This is a genomic window from Phytopseudomonas daroniae, assembly GCF_004327275.1.
Taxonomy (GTDB): Bacteria; Pseudomonadota; Gammaproteobacteria; order Pseudomonadales; family Pseudomonadaceae; genus Aquipseudomonas; species Aquipseudomonas daroniae.
In genome coordinates, this window is the sequence record NZ_QJUJ01000009.1 from 17,860 (window position 1) to 37,149 (window position 19,290).

The window sequence follows — 19,290 nt, forward strand, 5'->3', positions numbered from 1 at the left end:
ACTGCAGTCTATAAAAACAAATGGAGCCGCTTAGGATGTTGCATTCTGCCACTCGACTGTTCGTCGACCTTTCCGTGGGCAAGAAACTTCTGATGGGGTTTGGCCTGGTGCTCTTGTTGACCGTTGCCGTGACCGGTAGCGGCTTCGTCGCCGTGCAGGCGGTGATGCAGGGGCACGCCCAGTCCCTGGGGCTGTCGACCATAGATGCGCAGATACTCGGTGCGCGGCGCATGGAACGTGATTACGCCTTGAGCCACAGCGAGGCCGACGCGCAGCGCATGCGTGAGCAACTCGCCAAGGTACGGGCCGGGCTGGCCGAGCTGATCGCCAGTGCCACACCCGCCGAGCGCGAGCGCCTGCAAGGCATGGACACTGCCACTGCCGATTATCTGCAGCAGTTCGATGCCAGTGTGCAACTGCAGGTACGCGCCGCCGAAGCTCGCACCCAGATGGCCGAGGCGGCCGAGGAGGCGCGCAGCCAGTTCGAGATGATCGAGCTGGGCATGTACGACGCCGTGCGTGAATTGCGCCTGGCCGGCGACCAGTTACGCGGCAGCGACCCGCTGACCCTGGCGGAAACCGCCTCCAACCTCAGCAAGCGCATGCTCGAACTGCGTGGCCACGAAAGTCAGTTCATCATCGACGGCTCGCCGGCTGCGCTGGAAGACTGGAACTTCGTCAGCTATGACCTGCAATCATCGGCCAACGGGCTGATGGTATGGCTCAACGATGACCAGAAGCGTGCCATCGAAGCCGCGTTGGAGGCGCTCGGTAATTATCAGCAGGCCTTTACCAACTATCAGCAGGTATATGAGCAGAGCAAGGCCGGCGATGCGGCCATGTTGCAGCAGGCCGATCAGGTGCTGGTGCTGGCCGAGCAGGCCAAGAATATCGAAGAGCAGAGCATGACCGATGGCAGCCGTAACGCCATATTGGTGTTTGCCAGCATGGGTGTCGCGGCGGTGCTGATCGGCTTGTTCGCAGCGCTGAGCATCAGTCGCTCCATCGTCGCGCCGCTACGTCAGACCGTGGCCTTCGCCCGCCGCATCGCCGAGGGCGACTTGAGCCAGGATCTGCCTCAGGATCGTCACGACGAACTCGGCCAACTGCTCGAAGCCATGCAGGGCATGACCCGCAGCCTGCGCGATCTGGTCGGCCGCATTGGCGGCGGTGTCGGGCAAATCGCCGCGGCGGCTGAGCAGCTCTCGGCGATCACCGCCCAGACCAGTGCCGGCGTGCAGACCCAGAAGCTGGAAACCGAACAGACCGCCACCGCCATGCACCAGATGGCGGCCACCGTGCAGGAAGTGGCGCAGAACGCCGAGCAGGCCTCGCTGGCCGCCGCCGATGCCGACCGTGAAGCCCAGCAGGGCAATCAGGTGGTGCAGCAGGCCATCAGTCAGATCGGCAAGCTGGCCCAGGAAGTCGAGCAGTCGTCCGAAGTCATGCAGGAGCTGAACCAGGAAAGTGGGCGTATCGGCAGCGTGCTGGAAGTGATCCGTGCGGTCGCCGAGCAGACCAACCTGTTGGCGCTCAATGCCGCCATCGAAGCCGCCCGTGCGGGCGATCAGGGCCGTGGGTTCGCTGTCGTGGCAGACGAAGTGCGAGCACTGGCGCGTCGCACCCATGATTCGACCCAGGAAATCGAAAATCTGATCGCCAATCTGCAGCGCCTGGCCAATGGTGCTGCCACCCAGATGGAAGGTAGCCGCACGTTGACTCAGCGTACCGTGAGCCTGGCGGGCGAGGCAGGCGATGCCCTTGGCCGCATCACTCAGGCGGTGAGCACCATCGAGCAGATGAACCAGCAGATCGCTGCGGCAGCGGAAGAGCAGAGCGCCGTTGCGGAAACCATCAGCGAGAGCATTACCCGGGTACGCGATATCGGCGAGCAGAGCGCCAGTGCCAGCCAGCAGACCGCGGCCTCGAGCGCCGAACTGGCGCGCCTTGGCGTCGAGCTGCAAGGTCTGGTGCGCCAGTTCCGAACCTGAAGCCAACGATACCCGGGAGCGTTTCCCGGGTTTCGCTCCGCTCAACCACGGTCTGCTTTTCGTAGGGTGGAACCCGCTTCACCGTTCCACCATCGATGTCACAGACCCACCGCTCTGGTGGATGAACACCAGCCCCACATAGCCCGGCTATCGCTTTACAGCGCCGGGTCGGCGGCGTCCTTCTTCGCTGAGCTGGCGGCTTTGCGGCCGGGTGCGAGGTCGGTATCGGGTGGTGAGCTGTCGCCTTGCGGGTAGTGACTCAGCTCGCTGGCCCAGAGCGCCAGCGGTACTGGTGTGGAAGGTTGCCAGATGCGCTGCCAGAGCAAAGCCAGGCGTTGCATGTCACCACGCTCCGTTGGCCAGCGCTCGATATAGGGCTGCACCTGCCAGAGATCACCCTGCCAATGGGCGAAGTCGAAGCGGAACGGGTGGAAACCCGTCATGCCCAGGCGAATGTCGGTCACCACCAGATGGTCGCCGATCCGGTCGTAGCGCAGCACGTCATTGGTGAACCACTTCAGTCGCTGATGGGGAAGCGAGTCGCTCAGCGCCTCGCCCAGCGCCGCGCCGCGCGGTATTCGTTCCAGCACTGGCGGCGTGCCGTCGAACCAGCCGACCAGCGCTTCGTGATAATCCTCGCCTTCGATCACGATGACCCGCCACAGCAGCGTATTGAAAGGCGTTGGCGAGCTGAAAATGGCCTCCGCCTCGATACCCTGGCGCGCGAGTTCCTTTTCCACCCGATGCTCGGCCATGTATTTGCCGCCCAGGGTCGAGGCCAGGTAGACGGTAGAGAAGGCCAGGGCCCAGTTGATGGCTGGGTTGGCCTTGTCACGCAATCCACTGATCAGGCCATAGATCACCGCGCCAAGCAGCGGCAGGCTGTAGATCGGATCGATGATGAAGATGCTCGACCAGGCCGCTGGCGTGGGGGCGAAAGGCCAGAGTAGTTGCGTGCCGTAACTGGTAAAGGCATCGAGCAGCGGATGGGTGATCAACACCAGCCAGATCGCCAGAAACAGCCGTCGCGCCGAATAACCTGGGTTTGGTCGCCACTGTCGTAGCAGCCAGGTCAGCAGCAGGGCGAAGCCGCTGAGCACGAACAGCGAATGGCTGAAACCACGGTGGTAGGTCATGGCGGCTACCGAGTCGCCATAATCGATGACCACATCCAGATCCGGCAGGGTGCCCAGCACCGCACCGTAGAGCAGAGCCTTGCGTCCCTGCCAGCGACCCAGCAAGGCGCCCTGAATGCTGGCGCCGAGTACGGCTTGGGTAATCGAGTCCATGGGGCTCTCTCGTGCTCTGTAATGAGGTGCGGCCGCTTAACTTACTTGAGCGCTTGGTTATTCGTAGAAGGAAATTTCAAGCAAAGGTTTCAACCATGCTGCGTCTGCCATGGGCTATCCTGCATGCCCACCCCAGACAAGGCGCACCATGCTGGTCATTTCCAACAGCATTCATCTGCCTGACGACGAAGTCGAACTCACCGCGATCCGCGCCCAGGGCGCGGGCGGGCAGAACGTCAACAAGGTGTCCAGCGCCATGCACCTGCGCTTCGACAGCCAGGCGTCGTCATTGCCGCCGTTCTACAAAGAGCGCCTGCTGGCCCTGCGTGACAGCCGCATCACTGCCGATGGCGTGGTGATCATCAAGGCCCAGCAATATCGCACTCAGGAGCAGAACCGCGCCGACGCCCTGGAGCGGCTGGCGGAGCTGATTCGTTCGGCGGGTAAAACCGAAAAGGCCCGGCGCCCGACCAAGCCGACCCTCGGCTCGAAAAAGCGTCGGCTGGAAGGCAAGACCAAGCGCGGGGCGATCAAGGCGGGCAGGGGCAAGGTCGACTTCTAATCCCAGTGCGGGGCGAAATCCGGATTGGCCAGGCGCTCGCCGCGCTCCAGCTTGGCGATGGCGGCCATGTCCTGTTCGCTGAGCGTCAACTGCAGCGCCCCCAGGTTGCTTTCCAGGTTGGCGCGTTTGGTCGACGACGGAATCACCGCGAAGCCCTGCTGCAGAGCCCACGCCAGCGCGACCTGAGCCGGATTGGCGGCGTGCCTGGCGGCGATGTCCTGGATCACCGGATCGGTCATGACCTTGCCGTAGGCCAGCGGCATATAGGCGGTCAGGTGAATGCCATGCTCCTTGGCGAATTCGACTACCTTGCGGTTCTGCAGGAACGGGTGGACTTCCACCTGGTGGGTAGCGATCTGATCGGCGCCGACCACTTCCATGGCCTGTTGCAGGTGCGCGTTGGTGAAGTTGGAGACCCCGATCAGTGCGGTCAGGCCAGCGGCCTTGGCCTCCAGCAGCGCGGCCATGTATTCGGCCACCTGGATTTCATCCTTGGGCGAAGGCCAGTGGATCAGCGTCAGATCGACCTGATCGAGGCGCAGCTTGCGCAGGCTTTCTTCCAGGCTGGGGATCAGTTTGTCTGCGCCCAGGTTGTCGACCCAGATCTTGGTGGTGACGAACAGTTCGCTGCGCGGCACGGCGCTTTCGGCGATGGCCTGACCCACTTCTGCCTCGTTGCCGTAGATCTGCGCGGTGTCGATATGCCGGTAGCCAAGCTCCAGGCCGTTGCGTACCGAGTCGATGACCTGCTGATCCTTGAGGCGGAAGGTGCCGAGGCCGAGGGCGGGAATCTGCTGCATTGAGAGGCTCCTTATATGGAATGGACGATTGTCTGTAGCTGACAGCGCTGTCCAGAGGTTGTTGCGCTGGATTCGTGAACCAGTATGTAGCGTGGACTTATGCGGAAAAACCGCGTCTCATGCAGAACATATTTGACCTGCACTCACGAATGGCGCCCATGAAGACCACCCTCGACGAACTCCTTGCCTTCAGCACCGTGGTGGCCAGCGGTTCCATCAGTGCCGCCGCGCAGCAACTGGGGCAGACCGCTTCGGGCATTAGCCGGGCTCTCAGTCGGCTGGAAGAAAAGCTCGATGTCACGCTCTTGCAACGTACTACCCGACGTCTGGAACTGACCGAAGAAGGTCAGGCTTTTCTCGTCCAGGCACGGCGCATTCTCGATAGCGTCGAGGAGGCCGAGGAGCAGATGCGCGTGCGTCGGCAGACGCCGGCCGGGCGGTTGCGCATCAACGCTGCCGCGCCGTTCATGCTGCATGCGGTGGTGCCGCTGGTGAAGGGCTTTCGTGAGCGTTATCCGAATATCGAACTGGAGCTGCACAGCAGCGATGAAATAATCGACCTGATCGAGCAGCGCACCGACGTGGCGATCCGCATCGGCCCGCTGCGCGACTCGACACTGCATGCCCGGCCACTGGGTAGCAATCGCCTGCGCGTGCTGGCCAGCCCGGCTTATCTTGAAACCCATGGTGTGCCGGCCAGCGTCGAGGCGCTGAAAGCGCACAGCCTGCTCGGCTTCACCCAGCCGGAAAGCCTTAACCAATGGCCGTTGCGTCATCCTTTGGGCGATAGATTGACCATCGAACCCAGCCTGCAGGCATCCAGTGGTGAAACGTTGCGGCAATTGGCTCTGGCTGACGCCGGTATCGTCTGCCTGGCGGATTTCATGACCCATCGCGACCGCGCCGCTGGTGATCTGGTGCAGATCCTGACGGCGCACACCGTGGAAGTCCGTCAGCCGATCCACGCCGTCTACTACCGTAATACCGCGCTCACTTCGCGCATCACCTGTTTTCTCGATTACCTGAGCAGTCAGCTGGGTGCGACGGCTTGAGTTTTTGCGGTTTCGGGCGTGCAAGGAGCGGGTGGCTTTTCGGGCCGGTTTTCGCCGTTTCGGGGCGTTGTCGATGCGCGCCCGAGCGCCCGATTTTACTGGGCTACAGCGCATATCGAAGGGGCCGCGGATATAGGTGGAACTGGCTGTCTGCCACAGGGGTCTAGGATTATGGTTGATAAGGAGATACCAAAATGACCACATCCCCATTCTTTCGTCGTCTGGCTGCCATGCTGGCAGTGTTCCATGTCCTGATGATCGTTCAGGTTCCACTCGCCAATGCCGCGATGATCGGTACGGGTGAAGTGCTCACCGAGCAGCAACAGCAGGTCGACCGTCAGCAACTGCTGTCGATGCTCGACGATCAGCAGGTCAAGGAAAAGCTGCTCGCCATGGGTGTCGAGCGTGATCAGGTGGAAAACCGCATCAACAACCTGACCAGCGCCGAACTGTCGCAATTCAATGCGCAACTGTCTGAAGCGCCGGCCGGTGCCGGTGTAGTTGGCGTGATCGTGTTGTTCTTGGTGATCTTCATCATCACCGATATGCTCTGCGCCACAAACCTCTTCAGTTTCGTGAAATGCATAAATCGCTAAGACCACTACTCGCTTCACTTCTGATCGTCCTGCTCAGTGCATGCGCCAGGTCTCCGGTTCTTTCACCGGAGGCCGAGCGCCTGCCTGAGCGAGTCGAACTCAGCAGCGTTCCCTTTTATCCGCAGACTGCCTACCAGTGTGGGCCGGCTGCCTTGGCGACCATGCTCAACCAGCGCGGTGTGCTGACAACGCCAGGTTTCCTGCAGAACCAGGTCTACATCCCGGGTCGCGAAGGCAGCCTGCAGGTGGAAATGGTCGCTGCGGCGCGCTCCCACGATCTGCTCGTCTACCCGCTCAAGCCGAAGCTCGATGCGCTGCTTGCCGAAGTGGCCGCCGGCAACCCCGTGCTGGTGCTGCAGAACCTGGCGTTCGACTGGTACCCGCAGTGGCATTTCGCGGTGCTGGTGGGCTACGACCGCCGCGAGCAGACGCTCATTCTGCGCTCCGGTACCACGCGACGCTGGGTGACCGACTTCGCCGCATTCGATAAAACCTGGGCGCGAGGCAGTCGCTGGGCAGTCGTGACAATGTCCCCGGACACGTTGCCAGCTACCGCCGAACCGACCGTATGGCTCAAGGCCGCCGCAGACCTGGAAGAGGTCGGCCGCAAGGATGCCGCCCAGCACGCTTATCGCACCGCGACCCAGCGTTGGCCGGAGCAGGCCGTAGGCTGGTTTGCCCTGGCCAATAGCCGTTATGCCGGCGGTGACCTGCGCGGCGCCGAAACCGCGTTACGCGAGAGCGTCAGCCGCCAACCGGATTTCGCCGCGGGCTGGTTCAACCTGTCCCAGGTAATGGATGAGCGCGGCTGCAAGGCCGAAGCCACCAGCGCCCGTCAGTGTGCCCAGCGACTGGCGCCGGACGACGAACGCTTCAGCGTCATTGGCAAGCAAGGCAACGTATCCGGCCAATGCACGGCCCCCATTGCCTGCCCGGCCCAATAACGGATTCACGCAAAACAGAACGGCGCTCGATGAGCGCCGTTTTTGCAGGCGGGCTTATCCGCGTTAGGGCTGCGGTAGGATGGGGAAGGGTGCGTAGCTGATGCTCTTTTCATCCACACATGGTTTCGTATCGTTGCCGGCATAGGCGTTCCGCGTGCGATCGCAATGGTGGAAAGATGAAGCGTTTTCCACCCTACGGGTACGCTGGGCGCAACACACTATGACCATGCTTTCATCGCAGCAAACCCAAAAAACTCAGTTTTTTTAGTCAGTTAGCGAAAAAGGGTATTGACTCTTCAGCGCGCCTCCGTAGAATGCGCACCCACAGCAGGCACATAGCTCAGTTGGTTAGAGCACCACCTTGACATGGTGGGGGTCGTTGGTTCGAATCCAATTGTGCCTACCAAATTTAAAAATGGTCGCTTCGGCGGCCATTTTTTTTGTGACCACCATCCTTGGTGGTCACCCTCCGGGCCGTCGCTTCGCGACGTCAAAAATTTCTCCCGGAAATTTTTTGGCCGTCTTGTCAGGCGGTCATGATTCTGAAAGCATCCACCGTTTCACACCTTCCAGTGACTGCGGTTCTGTGGCCAGCCTCACGGCTCCTGCCTCTGTATGGCAGATACGCCACCGGATCGCTTACTGGCTCATCCCAACCCACGTGGCCTTTGGTAGAGGTCACCACTAGGAGAGGAGGCGCCATGCCCATCATTACTCTTCCCGACGGCAGTCAGCGTTCGTTCGATCACCCGGTATCCGTACTCGAGGTGGCGCAATCCATTGGTGCCGGTCTGGCGAAAGCCACCGTTGCCGGCAAGGTCAATGGCCGTCTCGTCGACGCCTGCGACCTCATCGAAACCGATGCGACCCTGCAGATCATCACGCCCAAGGACGACGAGGGTGTGGAAATCATCCGTCACTCCTGCGCCCACCTGATCGGCCACGCGGTCAAGCAGCTGTACCCGACTGCGCGCATGGTCATCGGCCCGGTGATCGACGATGGCTTCTATTACGACATCGCCTACGAACGCCCCTTCACGCCGGATGACGTCACCGCCATCGAAGCGCGCATGAAGGAGCTGATCGACAAGGACTACGACGTCATCAAGAAAGTGACACCGCGCGCCGGCGTCATCGACGTGTTCCAGTCCCGCGGCGAAGACTACAAACTGCGCCTCGTCGAAGACATGCCGAACGAGCAGGCCATGGGCCTGTACTACCACGAAGAGTACGTGGACATGTGCCGTGGTCCGCACGTGCCCAATACCCGCTTCCTCAAGGCATTCAAGCTGACCAAGCTGTCCGGCGCCTACTGGCGTGGCGATGCCAAGAACGAGCAGCTGCAGCGCATCTACGGCACTGCCTGGGCTGACAAGAAGCAACTGGCGGCCTACATCCAGCGCATCGAAGAAGCCGAGAAGCGCGATCACCGCAAGATCGGCAAACGCCTGGATCTGTTCCATACCCAGGAAGAAGCGCCGGGCATGGTGTTCTGGCACCCCAATGGCTGGACCATCTACCAGGTGCTCGAGCAGTACATGCGTGGCGTGCAGCGCGAAAATGGCTACCAGGAAGTCCGTACCCCACAGGTCGTCGACCGTGTGCTGTGGGAAAAGTCCGGGCACTGGGGCAACTACGCTGACAACATGTTCACCACTGAGTCGGAAAGCCGCGACTACGCCATCAAGCCGATGAACTGCCCGTGCCACGTGCAGATCTTCAATCAGGGCCTGAAGAGCTACCGCGAGCTGCCGCTGCGTCTGGCCGAGTTCGGCTCCTGCCACCGTAACGAGGCGTCCGGCGCGCTGCACGGCATCATGCGCGTGCGCGGCTTCACTCAGGACGACGCGCACATCTTCTGCACCGAAGAACAGGTGAAGAAAGAAGCGGCCGACTTCATCAAGCTGACCCTGCAGGTATACTCGGACTTCGGTTTCAGCGACATCAAGATGAAGCTCTCCACCCGTCCGGCCAAGCGCGTCGGCGATGACGCCTTCTGGGATCGCGCCGAGAAAGCCCTGGCCGACGCTTTGAACGATGCTGGCCTGCCGTGGGAATACCTGCCGGGCGAGGGCGCGTTCTACGGCCCGAAGATCGAATTCACGCTGCTCGACTGCCTGGGCCGCGCCTGGCAGTGCGGCACCCTGCAATACGATCCGAACATGCCGCAGCGTCTGGAAGCGAGCTACGTTTCCGAAGACAACAGCCGCAAGGTTCCGGTCATGCTGCACCGCGCGATCCTCGGTTCCTTCGAGCGTTTCATCGGAATTCTGATCGAGCACTACGAAGGCGCATTTCCGGCTTGGCTGGCGCCAACCCAGGCGGTGGTGATGAATATCACCGACAAACAGGCCGATTTCGCCCTCGAAGTGGAAAAAACGCTCACTCAAAGCGGCTATCGTGCCAAGTCCGACTTGAGGAACGAGAAGATAGGCTTTAAAATCCGCGAGCATACTCTGCTCAAGGTTCCCTATCTGCTGGTCATCGGGGATCGTGAAGTCGAGACGCAAACTGTCGCTGTGCGTACCCGTGAAGGTGCCGACCTGGGCTCCATGCCCGTCGCCCAATTCAATGAGTTGCTCGCACAAGCGGTTTCCCGGCGCGGTCGCCAAGATTTGGAGTAATTATTATTAAGCGTGAAATGAGACAAGATAAACGAGCTGCACCGAAGGCCCCGATCAACGAGAATATCTCGGCACGCGAGGTTCGGTTAATTGGCGCTGAGGGCGAGCAGATTGGCATCGTCTCGATTGATGAAGCGCTTAGAATAGCCGAAGACGCCAAGCTGGATCTGGTGGAAATTTCTGCGGACGCATTGCCGCCGGTTTGCCGGATCATGGATTACGGCAAGCACCTCTTCGAAAAGAAGAAGCAGGCAGCGATTGCCAAGAAAAACCAGCACCAGCAGCAAATTAAAGAAATCAAGTTTCGTCCAGGGACGGAAGATGGGGATTACCAGGTAAAACTTCGCAACCTGGTACGTTTCCTGATGGAAGGGGACAAGGCCAAGATCTCTCTGAGATTCCGTGGTCGTGAGATGGCCCACCAGGAGCTGGGTATGGAACTGTTGAAGCGGGTCGAAGCTGACCTGATCGAATACGGTACCGTCGAACAGCATCCTAAGATGGAAGGACGCCAACTGATGATGGTCATCGCTCCCAAACGCAAGAAGTAACCTCCAGGGCACGGCAGGCCTTATGGTTATCTATATCAACTGAATGCGGAGTATCCGAACATGCCAAAGATGAAAACCAAAAGCGGTGCGGCTAAGCGTTTCCTGAAAACCGCCACCGGCTTCAAGCACAAACACGCTTTCAAGAGCCACATCCTGACCAAGATGTCGACCAAACGTAAGCGTCACCTGCGCGGCAGCACCATGGTGCATCCGTCTGACGTTGCAAAGGTCGCGCGCATGCTGCGCGTTCGTTAATCTCGGTCAAGATAGAGGAAATTACTCATGGCTCGTGTTAAGCGTGGCGTTATCGCTCGTGCTCGTCACAAAAAAATTCTGAAACTCGCTAAAGGCTACTACGGTGCACGTTCGCGCGTATTCCGTGTTGCCAAGCAGGCTGTCATCAAGGCTGGTCAATATGCCTACCGTGACCGTCGTCAGAAAAAACGTCAGTTCCGCGCTCTGTGGATCGCTCGTATCAACGCTGGTGCTCGCGTCAACGGTCTGTCCTACAGTCGCTTGATCGCTGGCCTGAAAAAAGCGTCGATCGAAATCGACCGTAAGGTTCTGGCTGATCTGGCAGTGAACGAAAAAGCGGCGTTTGCTGCGATTGTCGAGAAAGCGAAAGCCGTACTGGCTTAAGTCCCCGACAATCACCGGGTTTCGGCCCGGTGCTAAACGTCACCAATAGGGGAAGAGCCTTCAAGCTCTTCCCCTGTTTCGTATCTGGAGTCTGTAAATGGAAAATCTGGATGTGCTGGTCTCGCAAGCGCTTGAGGCCGTCAGCCACACCGACGATGTGAACGCCCTGGAGCAACTGCGGGTTCACTATCTGGGCAAGAAAGGCGAACTGACCCAGGTGATGAAGACTCTGGGCAACCTGTCTGCCGAAGAACGTCCCAAGGCGGGCGCTCTGATCAACTCGGCCAAAGAGCGCGTCCAGGACGCCCTCAACAGCCGTAAAGAGATTCTCGAATCGGCCGCGCTGAGCGCCAAGCTCGCCGCCGAACGTATCGATGTCACCCTGCCGGGCCGTGGCCAGGCATCGGGTGGCCTGCACCCGGTTACCCGTACCCTGGAGCGCGTCGAGCAATTCTTTACGCGCATTGGTTACGGCATCGCCGAAGGCCCCGAAGTGGAGAACGACTACCACAACTTCGAGGCGCTCAACATTCCGGGCCACCACCCGGCGCGTGCCATGCACGACACCTTCTATTTCAACGCCAACATGCTGCTGCGCACCCATACCTCGCCGGTACAGGTGCGCACCATGGAGTCCCAGCAGCCGCCGATTCGTATCGTCTGCCCGGGCCGCGTGTACCGTTGCGATTCCGATATCACCCACTCGCCGATGTTCCACCAGGTCGAAGGCCTGCTGGTTGATGAGGGCGTGAGCTTCGCCGACCTCAAGGGCACCATCGAGGAATTCCTCCGCGTGTTCTTCGAGAAGCCCCTGGGCGTGCGCTTCCGTCCTTCGTTCTTCCCGTTCACCGAGCCATCGGCCGAAGTCGACATGCAGTGCGTGATGTGCAGCGGCAAAGGCTGCCGCGTGTGCAAGCAGACCGGTTGGCTGGAAGTGATGGGCTGCGGCATGGTGCACCCGAACGTGCTGCGCATGTCCGGCATCGACCCGGAAAAATACTCCGGCTTCGCCTTCGGCATGGGCGTCGAGCGCCTGGCCATGCTGCGCTACGGCGTAAACGATCTACGGCTGTTCTTCGATAACGATCTGCGGTTCCTGGCGCAATTTCGCTAGCAACTCTCGCATTTTGTAATCGAATCGGATCAGGAGAACAGACAGTATGAAATTCAGTGAACAGTGGCTGCGCAGCTGGGTCAGCCCGCAGGTTTCCCGTGACGAACTGGTTGCGCGCCTTTCCATGGCCGGCCTCGAAGTCGACAGCGTCAGCCCGGTGGCCGGCGCCTTCAGCGGCGTGGTCGTGGGCGAGGTGCTGAGCACCGAGCAGCACCCGGATGCCGACAAACTGCGCGTGTGCCAGGTCAGCAACGGCAGCGAAACCTTCCAGGTAGTGTGCGGCGCGCCCAACGTGCGCCCCGGCCTGAAGATCCCGTTCGCCATGATCGGCGCCGAACTGCCTGGCGACTTCAAGATCAAGAAGGCCAAGCTGCGCGGCGTCGAATCCAACGGCATGCTCTGCTCGGCCTCCGAGCTGCAGATCAGCGAAGACAACGACGGCCTGCTGGAACTGCCGGCCGATGCGCCGGTAGGCCAGGACATCCGTGAATACTTCGAGCTGAACGACGTCAGCATCGAAGTCGACCTCACCCCCAACCGTGGCGACTGCCTGTCGCTGGCTGGTCTGGCCCGTGAAGTCGGCGCCTTGTACGACGTGCCGGTAACCCGCCCGCAAGTCGCCGCAGTCGCCCCGGCCCACGACGAAGTGCGCCCGGTCGACGTGCTCGCCACCCAGGCCTGCCCGCGTTATCTCGGCCGCGTGGTGCGCAATGTCGATCTGTCCAAGCCGACCCCGCGCTGGATGGTCGAACGCCTGCGCCGCGCCGACGTACGCAGCATCGACGCCGCGGTAGACGTCACCAACTATGTGATGCTCGAACTCGGCCAGCCAATGCACGCCTTCGACCTCGACGTGATCCAGGGCGGCATTCGTGTACGCATGGCCGAAGAGGGCGAGAAGCTGGTACTGCTCGACGGCCAGGAAGTCACCCTGCGTGCCGACACCCTGGTCATCGCCGACCACCAGCGCGCCCTGGCCATCGCCGGCGTGATGGGTGGCGAGCGCAGCGGCGTCAGCGACAGCACCCGCGACCTGTTCCTCGAAAGCGCCTTCTTCGACACCATCGCCGTCGCTGGCAAGGCCCGTTCCTACGGCCTGCACACCGACTCCTCGCACCGCTTCGAGCGTGGTGTGGACTGGCAACTGGCCCGCGAAGCCATGGAGCGCGCCACCGCGCTGCTGCTGGAAATCGTCGGCGGCGAAGCCGGCCCGATCATCGAAGCGGTCGATGCCGCTCAACTGCCGAACATCGCACCGATCAGCCTGCGTGCCGAGCGCGTCGAGCAGATGCTCGGCCTCAAGCTCGATGACGAGCTGATCGTCAAACTGCTCGGCGCCCTGGGCCTGGGTATCGAAGCCCAAGGGGCAGGGCAGTGGCAGATCAAGGTACCGAGCCACCGCTTCGACATCAGCCTGGAAGTCGACCTGATCGAAGAGCTGGCCCGCCTGTACGGCTACAACCGCCTGCCGGTGCGTTACCCGCAGGCGCGTCTGGCGCCGCAGAGCAAGGCCGAGGCCGTGGCCGATCTGCCGGCGCTGCGCCGTCTGCTGGTAGCCCGTGGTTACCAGGAAGCGATCACCTACAGCTTCATCGATCCCAAGCTGTTCGAACTGTTCAGCCCGGGCGTGCAGCCACTGACCCTGGCCAACCCGATCTCCGCCGACATGGCCGCCATGCGCGCCTCGCTGTGGCCGGGCCTGGTCAAGGCCGTGGAGCACAACCTCAACCGTCAGCAGTCGCGCGTGCGCCTGTTCGAAAGCGGCCTGCGCTTCGTTGGCCAGCTGGACGAACTCAAGCAAGAGCCGATGCTGGCTGGCGTGATCACCGGCAGCCGCCTGCCGGAGAGCTGGGCCCATGGCCGTGACGGCGTGGACTTCTACGACGCCAAGGCAGACGTGGAAGCCCTGCTGGCTGCAGCTGGCGACATCGGCAGCTTCAGTTTCGTGCCGGGTGAGCACAGTGCCCTGCATCCGGGCCAGACCGCACGCATCGAGCGGGAAGGGCGCCTGGTTGGCTACGTGGGTGCCATCCACCCGGAGTTGGCCAAGACCCTGGGCCTGGATCAGCCGCTGTTCCTGTTCGAGCTGGTGCTGAGTGAAATCACCCAGGGCCGCATGCCGGCATTCAAGGAACTGTCGCGCTTCCCTGAAGTACGCCGCGACCTTGCGTTGCTGGTCGACCGCGACGTGCCGGCCCAGCATTTGCTGGCCGATATCCGCGAGCAGGCCGGCGAATGGCTCACCGACCTCAGGTTGTTTGATGTTTATCACGGTAAAGGCATTGATCCGCTTAGAAAAAGCCTCGCCGTTGGCTTGACCTGGCAGCATCCATCGCGCACTCTAAATGACGATGAGGTGAGCACCGCAACCCAGAACATCCTCACCTCCCTGGAACAAAGGTTCAACGCCACGTTAAGGAACTAGCGTATGGGGGCTCTGACGAAAGCTGAAATGGCCGAACGTCTGTACGATGAGCTGGGCCTGAACAAGCGAGAAGCCAAGGAACTGGTGGAACTCTTCTTCGAAGAAATCCGCCAGGCCCTGGAACTCAATGAGCAGGTGAAACTCTCAGGCTTCGGTAACTTCGATCTGCGCGATAAGCGTCAGCGCCCCGGTCGTAATCCAAAAACAGGGGAGGAAATCCCTATCACGGCCCGCCGTGTAGTGACTTTCCGCCCCGGCCAGAAGCTCAAAGCCAGGGTCGAAGCATATGCTGGAACCAAGTCATAACGACGAACTACCTGTCATACCCGGCAAACGGTATTTCACGATCGGCGAGGTCAGTGAACTCTGTGCGGTCAAACCGCACGTGCTTCGTTATTGGGAGCAGGAGTTTCCGCAGCTAAACCCGGTCAAGCGCCGCGGCAACCGTCGGTATTATCAGCGCCAGGATGTGCTGATGATCCGCCAGATCCGCGCCTTGCTGTACGACCAGGGCTTCACCATCGGCGGCGCGCGACTGCGCCTGACCGGCGACGAAGCCAAGGACGACACCACCCAGTACAAGCAGCTCATCAAACAGATGATCGCCGAGCTGGAAGATGTCCTCCACGTACTGCGCAAATGATTTTCGTGAAGAAAAACCTTCCGTAATTCAGATGCTTAGTTTATAGTTCCTCCCGCTTTCGGCTAACGCCAAAGGCACCAGCAACACCCGTCGGGGCGTAGCGCAGCCCGGTAGCGCACTTGCATGGGGTGCAAGGGGTCGAGTGTTCGAATCACTCCGTCCCGACCAAATAATCCCAACATCAAAGCTCGATCAGAAATGATCGGGCTTTTTTGTTTGTGCGCACTTGCACCCCATGCAAGTGCGATACGGCTAAAGCGTATCCAGAACGCCAACTAAATAAATCCGTCCCCTTTTCGATCTCTGGAGAAGGCCTCGCGATTCTCCGGTGTATCCGGCATCGACCAGACCACGCCATCCACGGCGAAACTGCGTAGCCCATGAAAACGGGCGCAGGCGGGAGGCTCGGTCGCCAGCCAGGCCTGCGCCAATTGCTCGAACAAGGCCTCCAGCGGGGCCTCGCCCAAGCGCTGCCGCGCCTGCACCGCTGCACTGAGCGCAGGAGTCAACCCCTGTCCATCGGATAGGCCCAGTTGCTGCACGATCAGCCAGATGGGTTCGTTCTTGAGCAAGGCCATCCCCACGACCAGCCACACAATGCGCTCAGCCGGCAGGCGACGACGGCGAAGCGAAACCGTTCCGGTCAGCCTCAAGGCCTCCTCGATCCATGACGGATCAATCAGCTGCGAGAACCGCTCGAAGGAGGCAGGATTGAGCTCGGCGGTCTGCCGGAGTGCTTGCTGGATGGACATAAAAAACAGGCTCATGGAAATCCAGGAGCCTGTTTCTATTACCGCAGCCTCGGAGTCAATGCCTTAACTGACTGGCATTAGGCCACGTGCCGGGGTTTTTCGTTCGTGCTACTGCACTGCGGTTGTCTGGCAACGCCTTAGTTCATACGTGTAGCCCAGTTGCGTATCGGGTGTTGCGGCAATGACTCGCTCAGAGTCGATCAGGCCAAGCCGTGTCCCAGCTTGAACTTCGGGAAAGCATGGATGCTCTCCCAGGTGAAACGAGGCGAATACGGTCAGGTTATTCGCCCAGCGCTCCAATCGCTTCTCTTTCGCCACCTGCTGAACGGCGTTCAGGGGAATCAAGGCCGTGAAGGCGAGTCCGATAAACAACGTCAGGTATATGCCTTCTTTATTTTTGGTTTCATGTCTCTGGCCACCACCGAACATCAGAAAACTCAGCCGCTTTTGCCTCGCATCAGCTGAGCTGGCTGAATGCACCATCCATACCAGAGCGGTGATGAGGTATAGGATCAGAGCGACCACGGTAAACACAACGGCCCATACCACCAGTGAAAGCATGATCGTCACTGCTCGTTGCGCAGCTGGTAGCTCTGCGCCTGTAATGCCGATGCTCTGAGCAAGGTGCGCATCTGAGTAAATACTTGCGATGAATACCAACAGGACGGTCACCAAACTGCCGACGACGTTGAAGGTGGTAGGGCTGAGCTGATAGATCTGAGTGGCTCTAAACGTGATGACACTGAGTGTCAAAGTCGATGCCGTTACCGAGAACAGAACGATCCAGCCAAGCCAGCCCGAGACAGTACCTCCCGCGAACTTATAACAAGCAAGCAAGAGCAGGACTGCGATGGTGAGAGCCACCACCGCGGCACAATAGACCTCAATCCCAAGCGATTTGATTTTACTTGTCAGCCTTCGTCGGGGGGGCGGTAGTGATCAGTCCGTGTTTGATTACAGCATTGTCGGCCGCTGCTAGCGCAAATGGGAGTGCAAAGTAGATCAGGAAGACAATGTATAGCGGGATCATGGAAGTCCTTATAGATGAGCGCGGTGTAACCGCTGATCCTGAGCAGGAGTTTTAAAGGGGGTCTTGCGTGCGACAATCCTTCGGTACCGTCCAGAACAGCTACACGCCGTTGTAGCGCCAGACGATGGTGACGTTGTCGTCTCGGCGATCTCGTCGAGGATGCACGCCCAGTCGTCGGGGCTGTCGCCTTCGGTGCGGAGCAGTACCGCTGATCGGGATTTCTTCGCGGCCGGGGCGTTGATAGTTCTTGAAAAAGTCATGCCGCCTGCCCCGAACCTACTGATAGCGGCATTTTGCAGCAGGTAGGGCATGACAGTTACTTTTCAAAAGAACTAGCCGAAAGTGGATCTAGGTTCATCTGCTGTAGATGAACCTCATTCCGGTGCCCTAGGAAACGAACAAACTGAATGAACCTGATTCCTGCTCACTAAGGAATCGCGACCCCGAGCGCGTTCAAAGTTGCTGTATCCATCTTCCCGTTAACGGCAAGGCCCGAGTCCATCTGGAATGCCATCAAGGCACCACGCGTGCCGTTGCCCATGATCCCGTCAATGGTTCCTGTGTAGTACTTCTTCACCACCAGGGCCATCTGTACCCGCATGATGACGAGAGACAAGTCCTCTCCTGCTGGTCTTGCTCGCTGAGGGCTCGCCTGTGTATTTGATGACGAGCTACTTGGGGTGTCGTTGAAGTTAGAGCTGGAGCCATACGCGGGACTTGGGCTGGGGCTGCTATATGACGTGCTCGAAGCAGGGGCTGGTGGTGGAGTGTATTGCCTAGGGGCGCTGTAGCCTCCACCGGAACCGCTGTAGTGGGAGCGGTGGGAACTGTGCGAACGGTGGGAGCTATGTGAGCGATGCGCTGCGTAGATGTTTACGGCGTCCACCGAGTTCAACGTGTTCTTGAACATAGGGGGCTCATCACTCGCTTGGGGTGCCCAATCGATGCCCGCCAGGGTTGTCTGGTTGGCCTGAGCCATGGAGGTTGCCACTACTGGGAACATGGCGATGGTTTGGCCAATCAGCAGTTTCCATCGACTGATAAGTTTCATATTGCTCTCCTTGCGTATGTGCCCAGCTCAACGGCTGTGAGGGGGTGAATGCCTCGGCTCTGCCACCGAGAAGAGTGCGATTTGAAGAAGCCAGCGCACTGCGTGACTGCCGCACAGTCGTGGCAGGCATCGATGAAAAGATTCTTCCAATCCGAAATGCTCTGCCGGTAGAAGGTGAAGAGCGAGGGCTCAAGCACGCAGAGGGGGAGGTTGTAGACCGAAACCGGCACACCACGAACATCCAGGAAGTGTGCAGCTAGGCTCAGCTCCTTCTGGTAGTCCAGCGGGTCGATCCACAGCTCGTCATAGTGTTTCTTCGCGAGGCCCATGTTCTCGATGCCCATCAGCGCGACGTGCTGAATGAAGGGCATGTTTCTGAAAATGAAATGCACCAGTTCTGGCAGCCTCGGTGCTGTCAGCTTGCTCAAGACGACGCGAACCTCGATGCGCTGGTTCGCACGAGCGAGGTTGTAGATGCCCCGAAGCGTTTCGCTAAATGCGCCGGGAGCTTGCACGACGTGGTCGTGGTCATCTGCGTTATCGGCGTATAGCGGAATGCCCCAAGTCAGCTGCGGGTGATCGATTCTCTTGAGGTCGGAAATCCAGCTGGGGTCGCTCTGTAGGCGGCCATTGCTTAAAAGGTGCAGTGATTTTTCTGCGATGACTTCCTTGGCCTTGGCGATGATCGCGAGAAGCCCGTCTTTATATAGGGTGGGCTCGCCACCGCTGATTCCGATCTGTTCCTCGCCAGGATCCATCAAGTCGATGAGGCGGAGGTTTTCTTCGACGTGCCAGAGGTCATCAATGTCTTTGGGGGGCTGAGAGCACATCAGACACAGGCTATTGCAGCGATCGGTCATGAACAGCAGATTGCTATTGGAGCCGCGTCTATAGAGCACCCTTACCACTCGGGAATCCGGCGACACGACGATCACATCCCCAGGCTGAACGACGCTCAAGTCATTGGGGTTGGAAATCTGCGGGCCATGGAAATCGTCAATCGCCGCTTCTTTCCCAGGGAAAATCAGACCGCCGACTGGCAAGGAAAGCAGTTGCTGGGAATAGGCTGACTCGGACTCGTCCAGCCAAAGAGCGAAGTCGCTCAAACTGGCTTCTCCTGCACACACGGCTGTGCCTTTCTCGATCAGCTCTGCTGGGGTGATGACCTTGAACAGACGGGTACAGGTCAGGTTGTGTATGTCGAATTGAGTATCCAGACGAAGCATT

20 protein-coding genes and 2 tRNA genes are annotated in these 19,290 nt (G+C 59.9%); 15 read left to right on the forward strand and 7 right to left on the reverse strand.

All coding sequences use genetic code 11. The features are described 5' to 3' along the window. Window positions 1-35 precede the first annotated feature (35 nt). Window positions 36-1,991, forward strand: coding sequence for a methyl-accepting chemotaxis protein (locus tag DNK10_RS19195; protein ID WP_131180499.1), 1,956 nt, complete (start codon window positions 36-38; stop codon window positions 1,989-1,991). A gap of 155 nt (window positions 1,992-2,146) precedes the next feature. Here DNK10_RS19195 and DNK10_RS19200 read toward each other — a convergent pair whose 3' ends face one another. Continuing rightward, complete coding sequence (locus tag DNK10_RS19200; protein WP_131180498.1) at window positions 2,147-3,280, reverse strand: metal-dependent hydrolase; 1,134 nt, start codon at window positions 3,278-3,280, stop codon at window positions 2,147-2,149. 148 nt (window positions 3,281-3,428) lie between these two features. Between DNK10_RS19200 and arfB the strand changes: the two genes are divergently transcribed. Beyond that, a complete protein-coding gene (gene arfB / locus DNK10_RS19205) occupies window positions 3,429-3,842 on the forward strand; it encodes an alternative ribosome rescue aminoacyl-tRNA hydrolase ArfB (RefSeq protein WP_042552863.1) in 414 nt (137 codons plus the stop codon). Here arfB and dkgB read toward each other — a convergent pair. After that, complete coding sequence (gene dkgB / locus DNK10_RS19210) at window positions 3,839-4,642, reverse strand: 2,5-didehydrogluconate reductase DkgB (RefSeq protein ID WP_131180497.1); 804 nt, start codon at window positions 4,640-4,642, stop codon at window positions 3,839-3,841. The two genes, arfB and dkgB, sit on opposite strands and share 4 nt — an antisense overlap. A 158-nt stretch (window positions 4,643-4,800) precedes the next feature. Between dkgB and DNK10_RS19215 the strand changes: the two genes are divergently transcribed. The 13 genes from DNK10_RS19215 to DNK10_RS19275 all read left to right on the forward strand — a co-directional run bounded on the left by DNK10_RS19215 (window position 4,801) and on the right by DNK10_RS19275 (window position 15,398). Then, window positions 4,801-5,694, forward strand: coding sequence for a LysR family transcriptional regulator (locus tag DNK10_RS19215; protein WP_131180496.1), 894 nt, complete (start codon window positions 4,801-4,803; stop codon window positions 5,692-5,694). 194 nt (window positions 5,695-5,888) lie between these two features. Then, a complete protein-coding gene (locus tag DNK10_RS19220) occupies window positions 5,889-6,290 on the forward strand; it encodes a PA2779 family protein (RefSeq protein WP_131180495.1) in 402 nt (133 codons plus the stop codon). Further along, window positions 6,275-7,234: a PA2778 family cysteine peptidase gene (locus DNK10_RS19225; RefSeq protein WP_131180494.1), complete on the forward strand. Its 960-nt coding sequence runs from the start codon at window positions 6,275-6,277 to the stop codon at window positions 7,232-7,234. Before DNK10_RS19220 ends, DNK10_RS19225 begins: the two co-directional genes overlap by 16 nt. Window positions 7,235-7,563: 329 nt before the next feature. After that, window positions 7,564-7,640 (forward strand) — tRNA-Val (locus DNK10_RS19230). A 295-nt stretch (window positions 7,641-7,935) separates the two neighbouring features. Further along, a complete protein-coding gene (gene thrS, locus DNK10_RS19235) occupies window positions 7,936-9,858 on the forward strand; it encodes a threonine--tRNA ligase (protein ID WP_131180493.1) in 1,923 nt (640 codons plus the stop codon). Continuing rightward, entirely contained in the window at window positions 9,858-10,409 is a 552-nt protein-coding gene (gene infC, locus DNK10_RS19240) for a translation initiation factor IF-3 (RefSeq protein ID WP_207390023.1), read from the forward strand. The genes thrS and infC overlap by 1 nt, the downstream gene beginning before the upstream one ends. 60 nt (window positions 10,410-10,469) lie before the next feature. Then, the gene (rpmI, locus tag DNK10_RS19245) at window positions 10,470-10,664 is read left to right on the forward strand and encodes a 50S ribosomal protein L35 (protein ID WP_042552869.1); all 195 of its coding nucleotides are present in this window, start codon (window positions 10,470-10,472) and stop codon (window positions 10,662-10,664) included. A gap of 27 nt (window positions 10,665-10,691) precedes the next feature. Next, window positions 10,692-11,048, forward strand: coding sequence for a 50S ribosomal protein L20 (rplT, locus tag DNK10_RS19250; protein WP_003461224.1), 357 nt, complete (start codon window positions 10,692-10,694; stop codon window positions 11,046-11,048). 97 nt (window positions 11,049-11,145) lie between these two features. Further along, entirely contained in the window at window positions 11,146-12,162 is a 1,017-nt protein-coding gene (gene pheS / locus DNK10_RS19255; RefSeq protein WP_070883499.1) for a phenylalanine--tRNA ligase subunit alpha, read from the forward strand. Between the two features lie 46 nt (window positions 12,163-12,208). Then, window positions 12,209-14,587, forward strand: a complete 2,379-nt coding sequence (gene pheT, locus DNK10_RS19260; protein WP_131192670.1) for a phenylalanine--tRNA ligase subunit beta — start codon at window positions 12,209-12,211, stop codon at window positions 14,585-14,587. 3 nt (window positions 14,588-14,590) lie between these two features. After that, on the forward strand, window positions 14,591-14,893 hold the full coding sequence (ihfA, locus tag DNK10_RS19265; protein WP_013791841.1) for an integration host factor subunit alpha: 303 nt from the start codon (window positions 14,591-14,593) through the stop codon (window positions 14,891-14,893). Next, window positions 14,874-15,230, forward strand: coding sequence for a MerR family transcriptional regulator (locus DNK10_RS19270; protein WP_084303926.1), 357 nt, complete (start codon window positions 14,874-14,876; stop codon window positions 15,228-15,230). The genes ihfA and DNK10_RS19270 overlap by 20 nt, the downstream gene beginning before the upstream one ends. 91 nt (window positions 15,231-15,321) lie before the next feature. Next, window positions 15,322-15,398, forward strand: a tRNA-Pro gene (locus DNK10_RS19275). A 107-nt stretch (window positions 15,399-15,505) separates the two neighbouring features. Here the strand turns inward: DNK10_RS19275 and DNK10_RS19280 are convergent. The 5 genes from DNK10_RS19280 to hxsC form a co-directional block, all read right to left on the reverse strand. Next, window positions 15,506-15,997: a transposase domain-containing protein gene (locus DNK10_RS19280; protein WP_131192671.1), complete on the reverse strand. Its 492-nt coding sequence runs from the start codon at window positions 15,995-15,997 to the stop codon at window positions 15,506-15,508. Window positions 15,998-16,090: 93 nt separating this feature from the next. Continuing rightward, window positions 16,091-16,846, reverse strand: coding sequence for a hypothetical protein (locus tag DNK10_RS19285; RefSeq protein ID WP_131192672.1), 756 nt, complete (start codon window positions 16,844-16,846; stop codon window positions 16,091-16,093). Between the two features lie 174 nt (window positions 16,847-17,020). Continuing rightward, complete coding sequence (locus DNK10_RS26415) at window positions 17,021-17,323, reverse strand: DUF1654 domain-containing protein (RefSeq protein WP_425273870.1); 303 nt, start codon at window positions 17,321-17,323, stop codon at window positions 17,021-17,023. A 116-nt stretch (window positions 17,324-17,439) separates the two neighbouring features. Further along, window positions 17,440-18,063 carry a His-Xaa-Ser repeat protein HxsA gene (hxsA, locus tag DNK10_RS19295; RefSeq protein WP_131192673.1) on the reverse strand — a complete coding sequence of 208 codons (624 nt, stop codon included), beginning with the start codon at window positions 18,061-18,063 and terminating at the stop codon, window positions 17,440-17,442. Then, complete coding sequence (hxsC, locus tag DNK10_RS19300; RefSeq protein WP_131192674.1) at window positions 18,060-19,289, reverse strand: His-Xaa-Ser system radical SAM maturase HxsC; 1,230 nt, start codon at window positions 19,287-19,289, stop codon at window positions 18,060-18,062. The genes hxsA and hxsC overlap by 4 nt, the downstream gene beginning before the upstream one ends. Between the last annotated feature and the right edge of the window lies 1 nt (window position 19,290).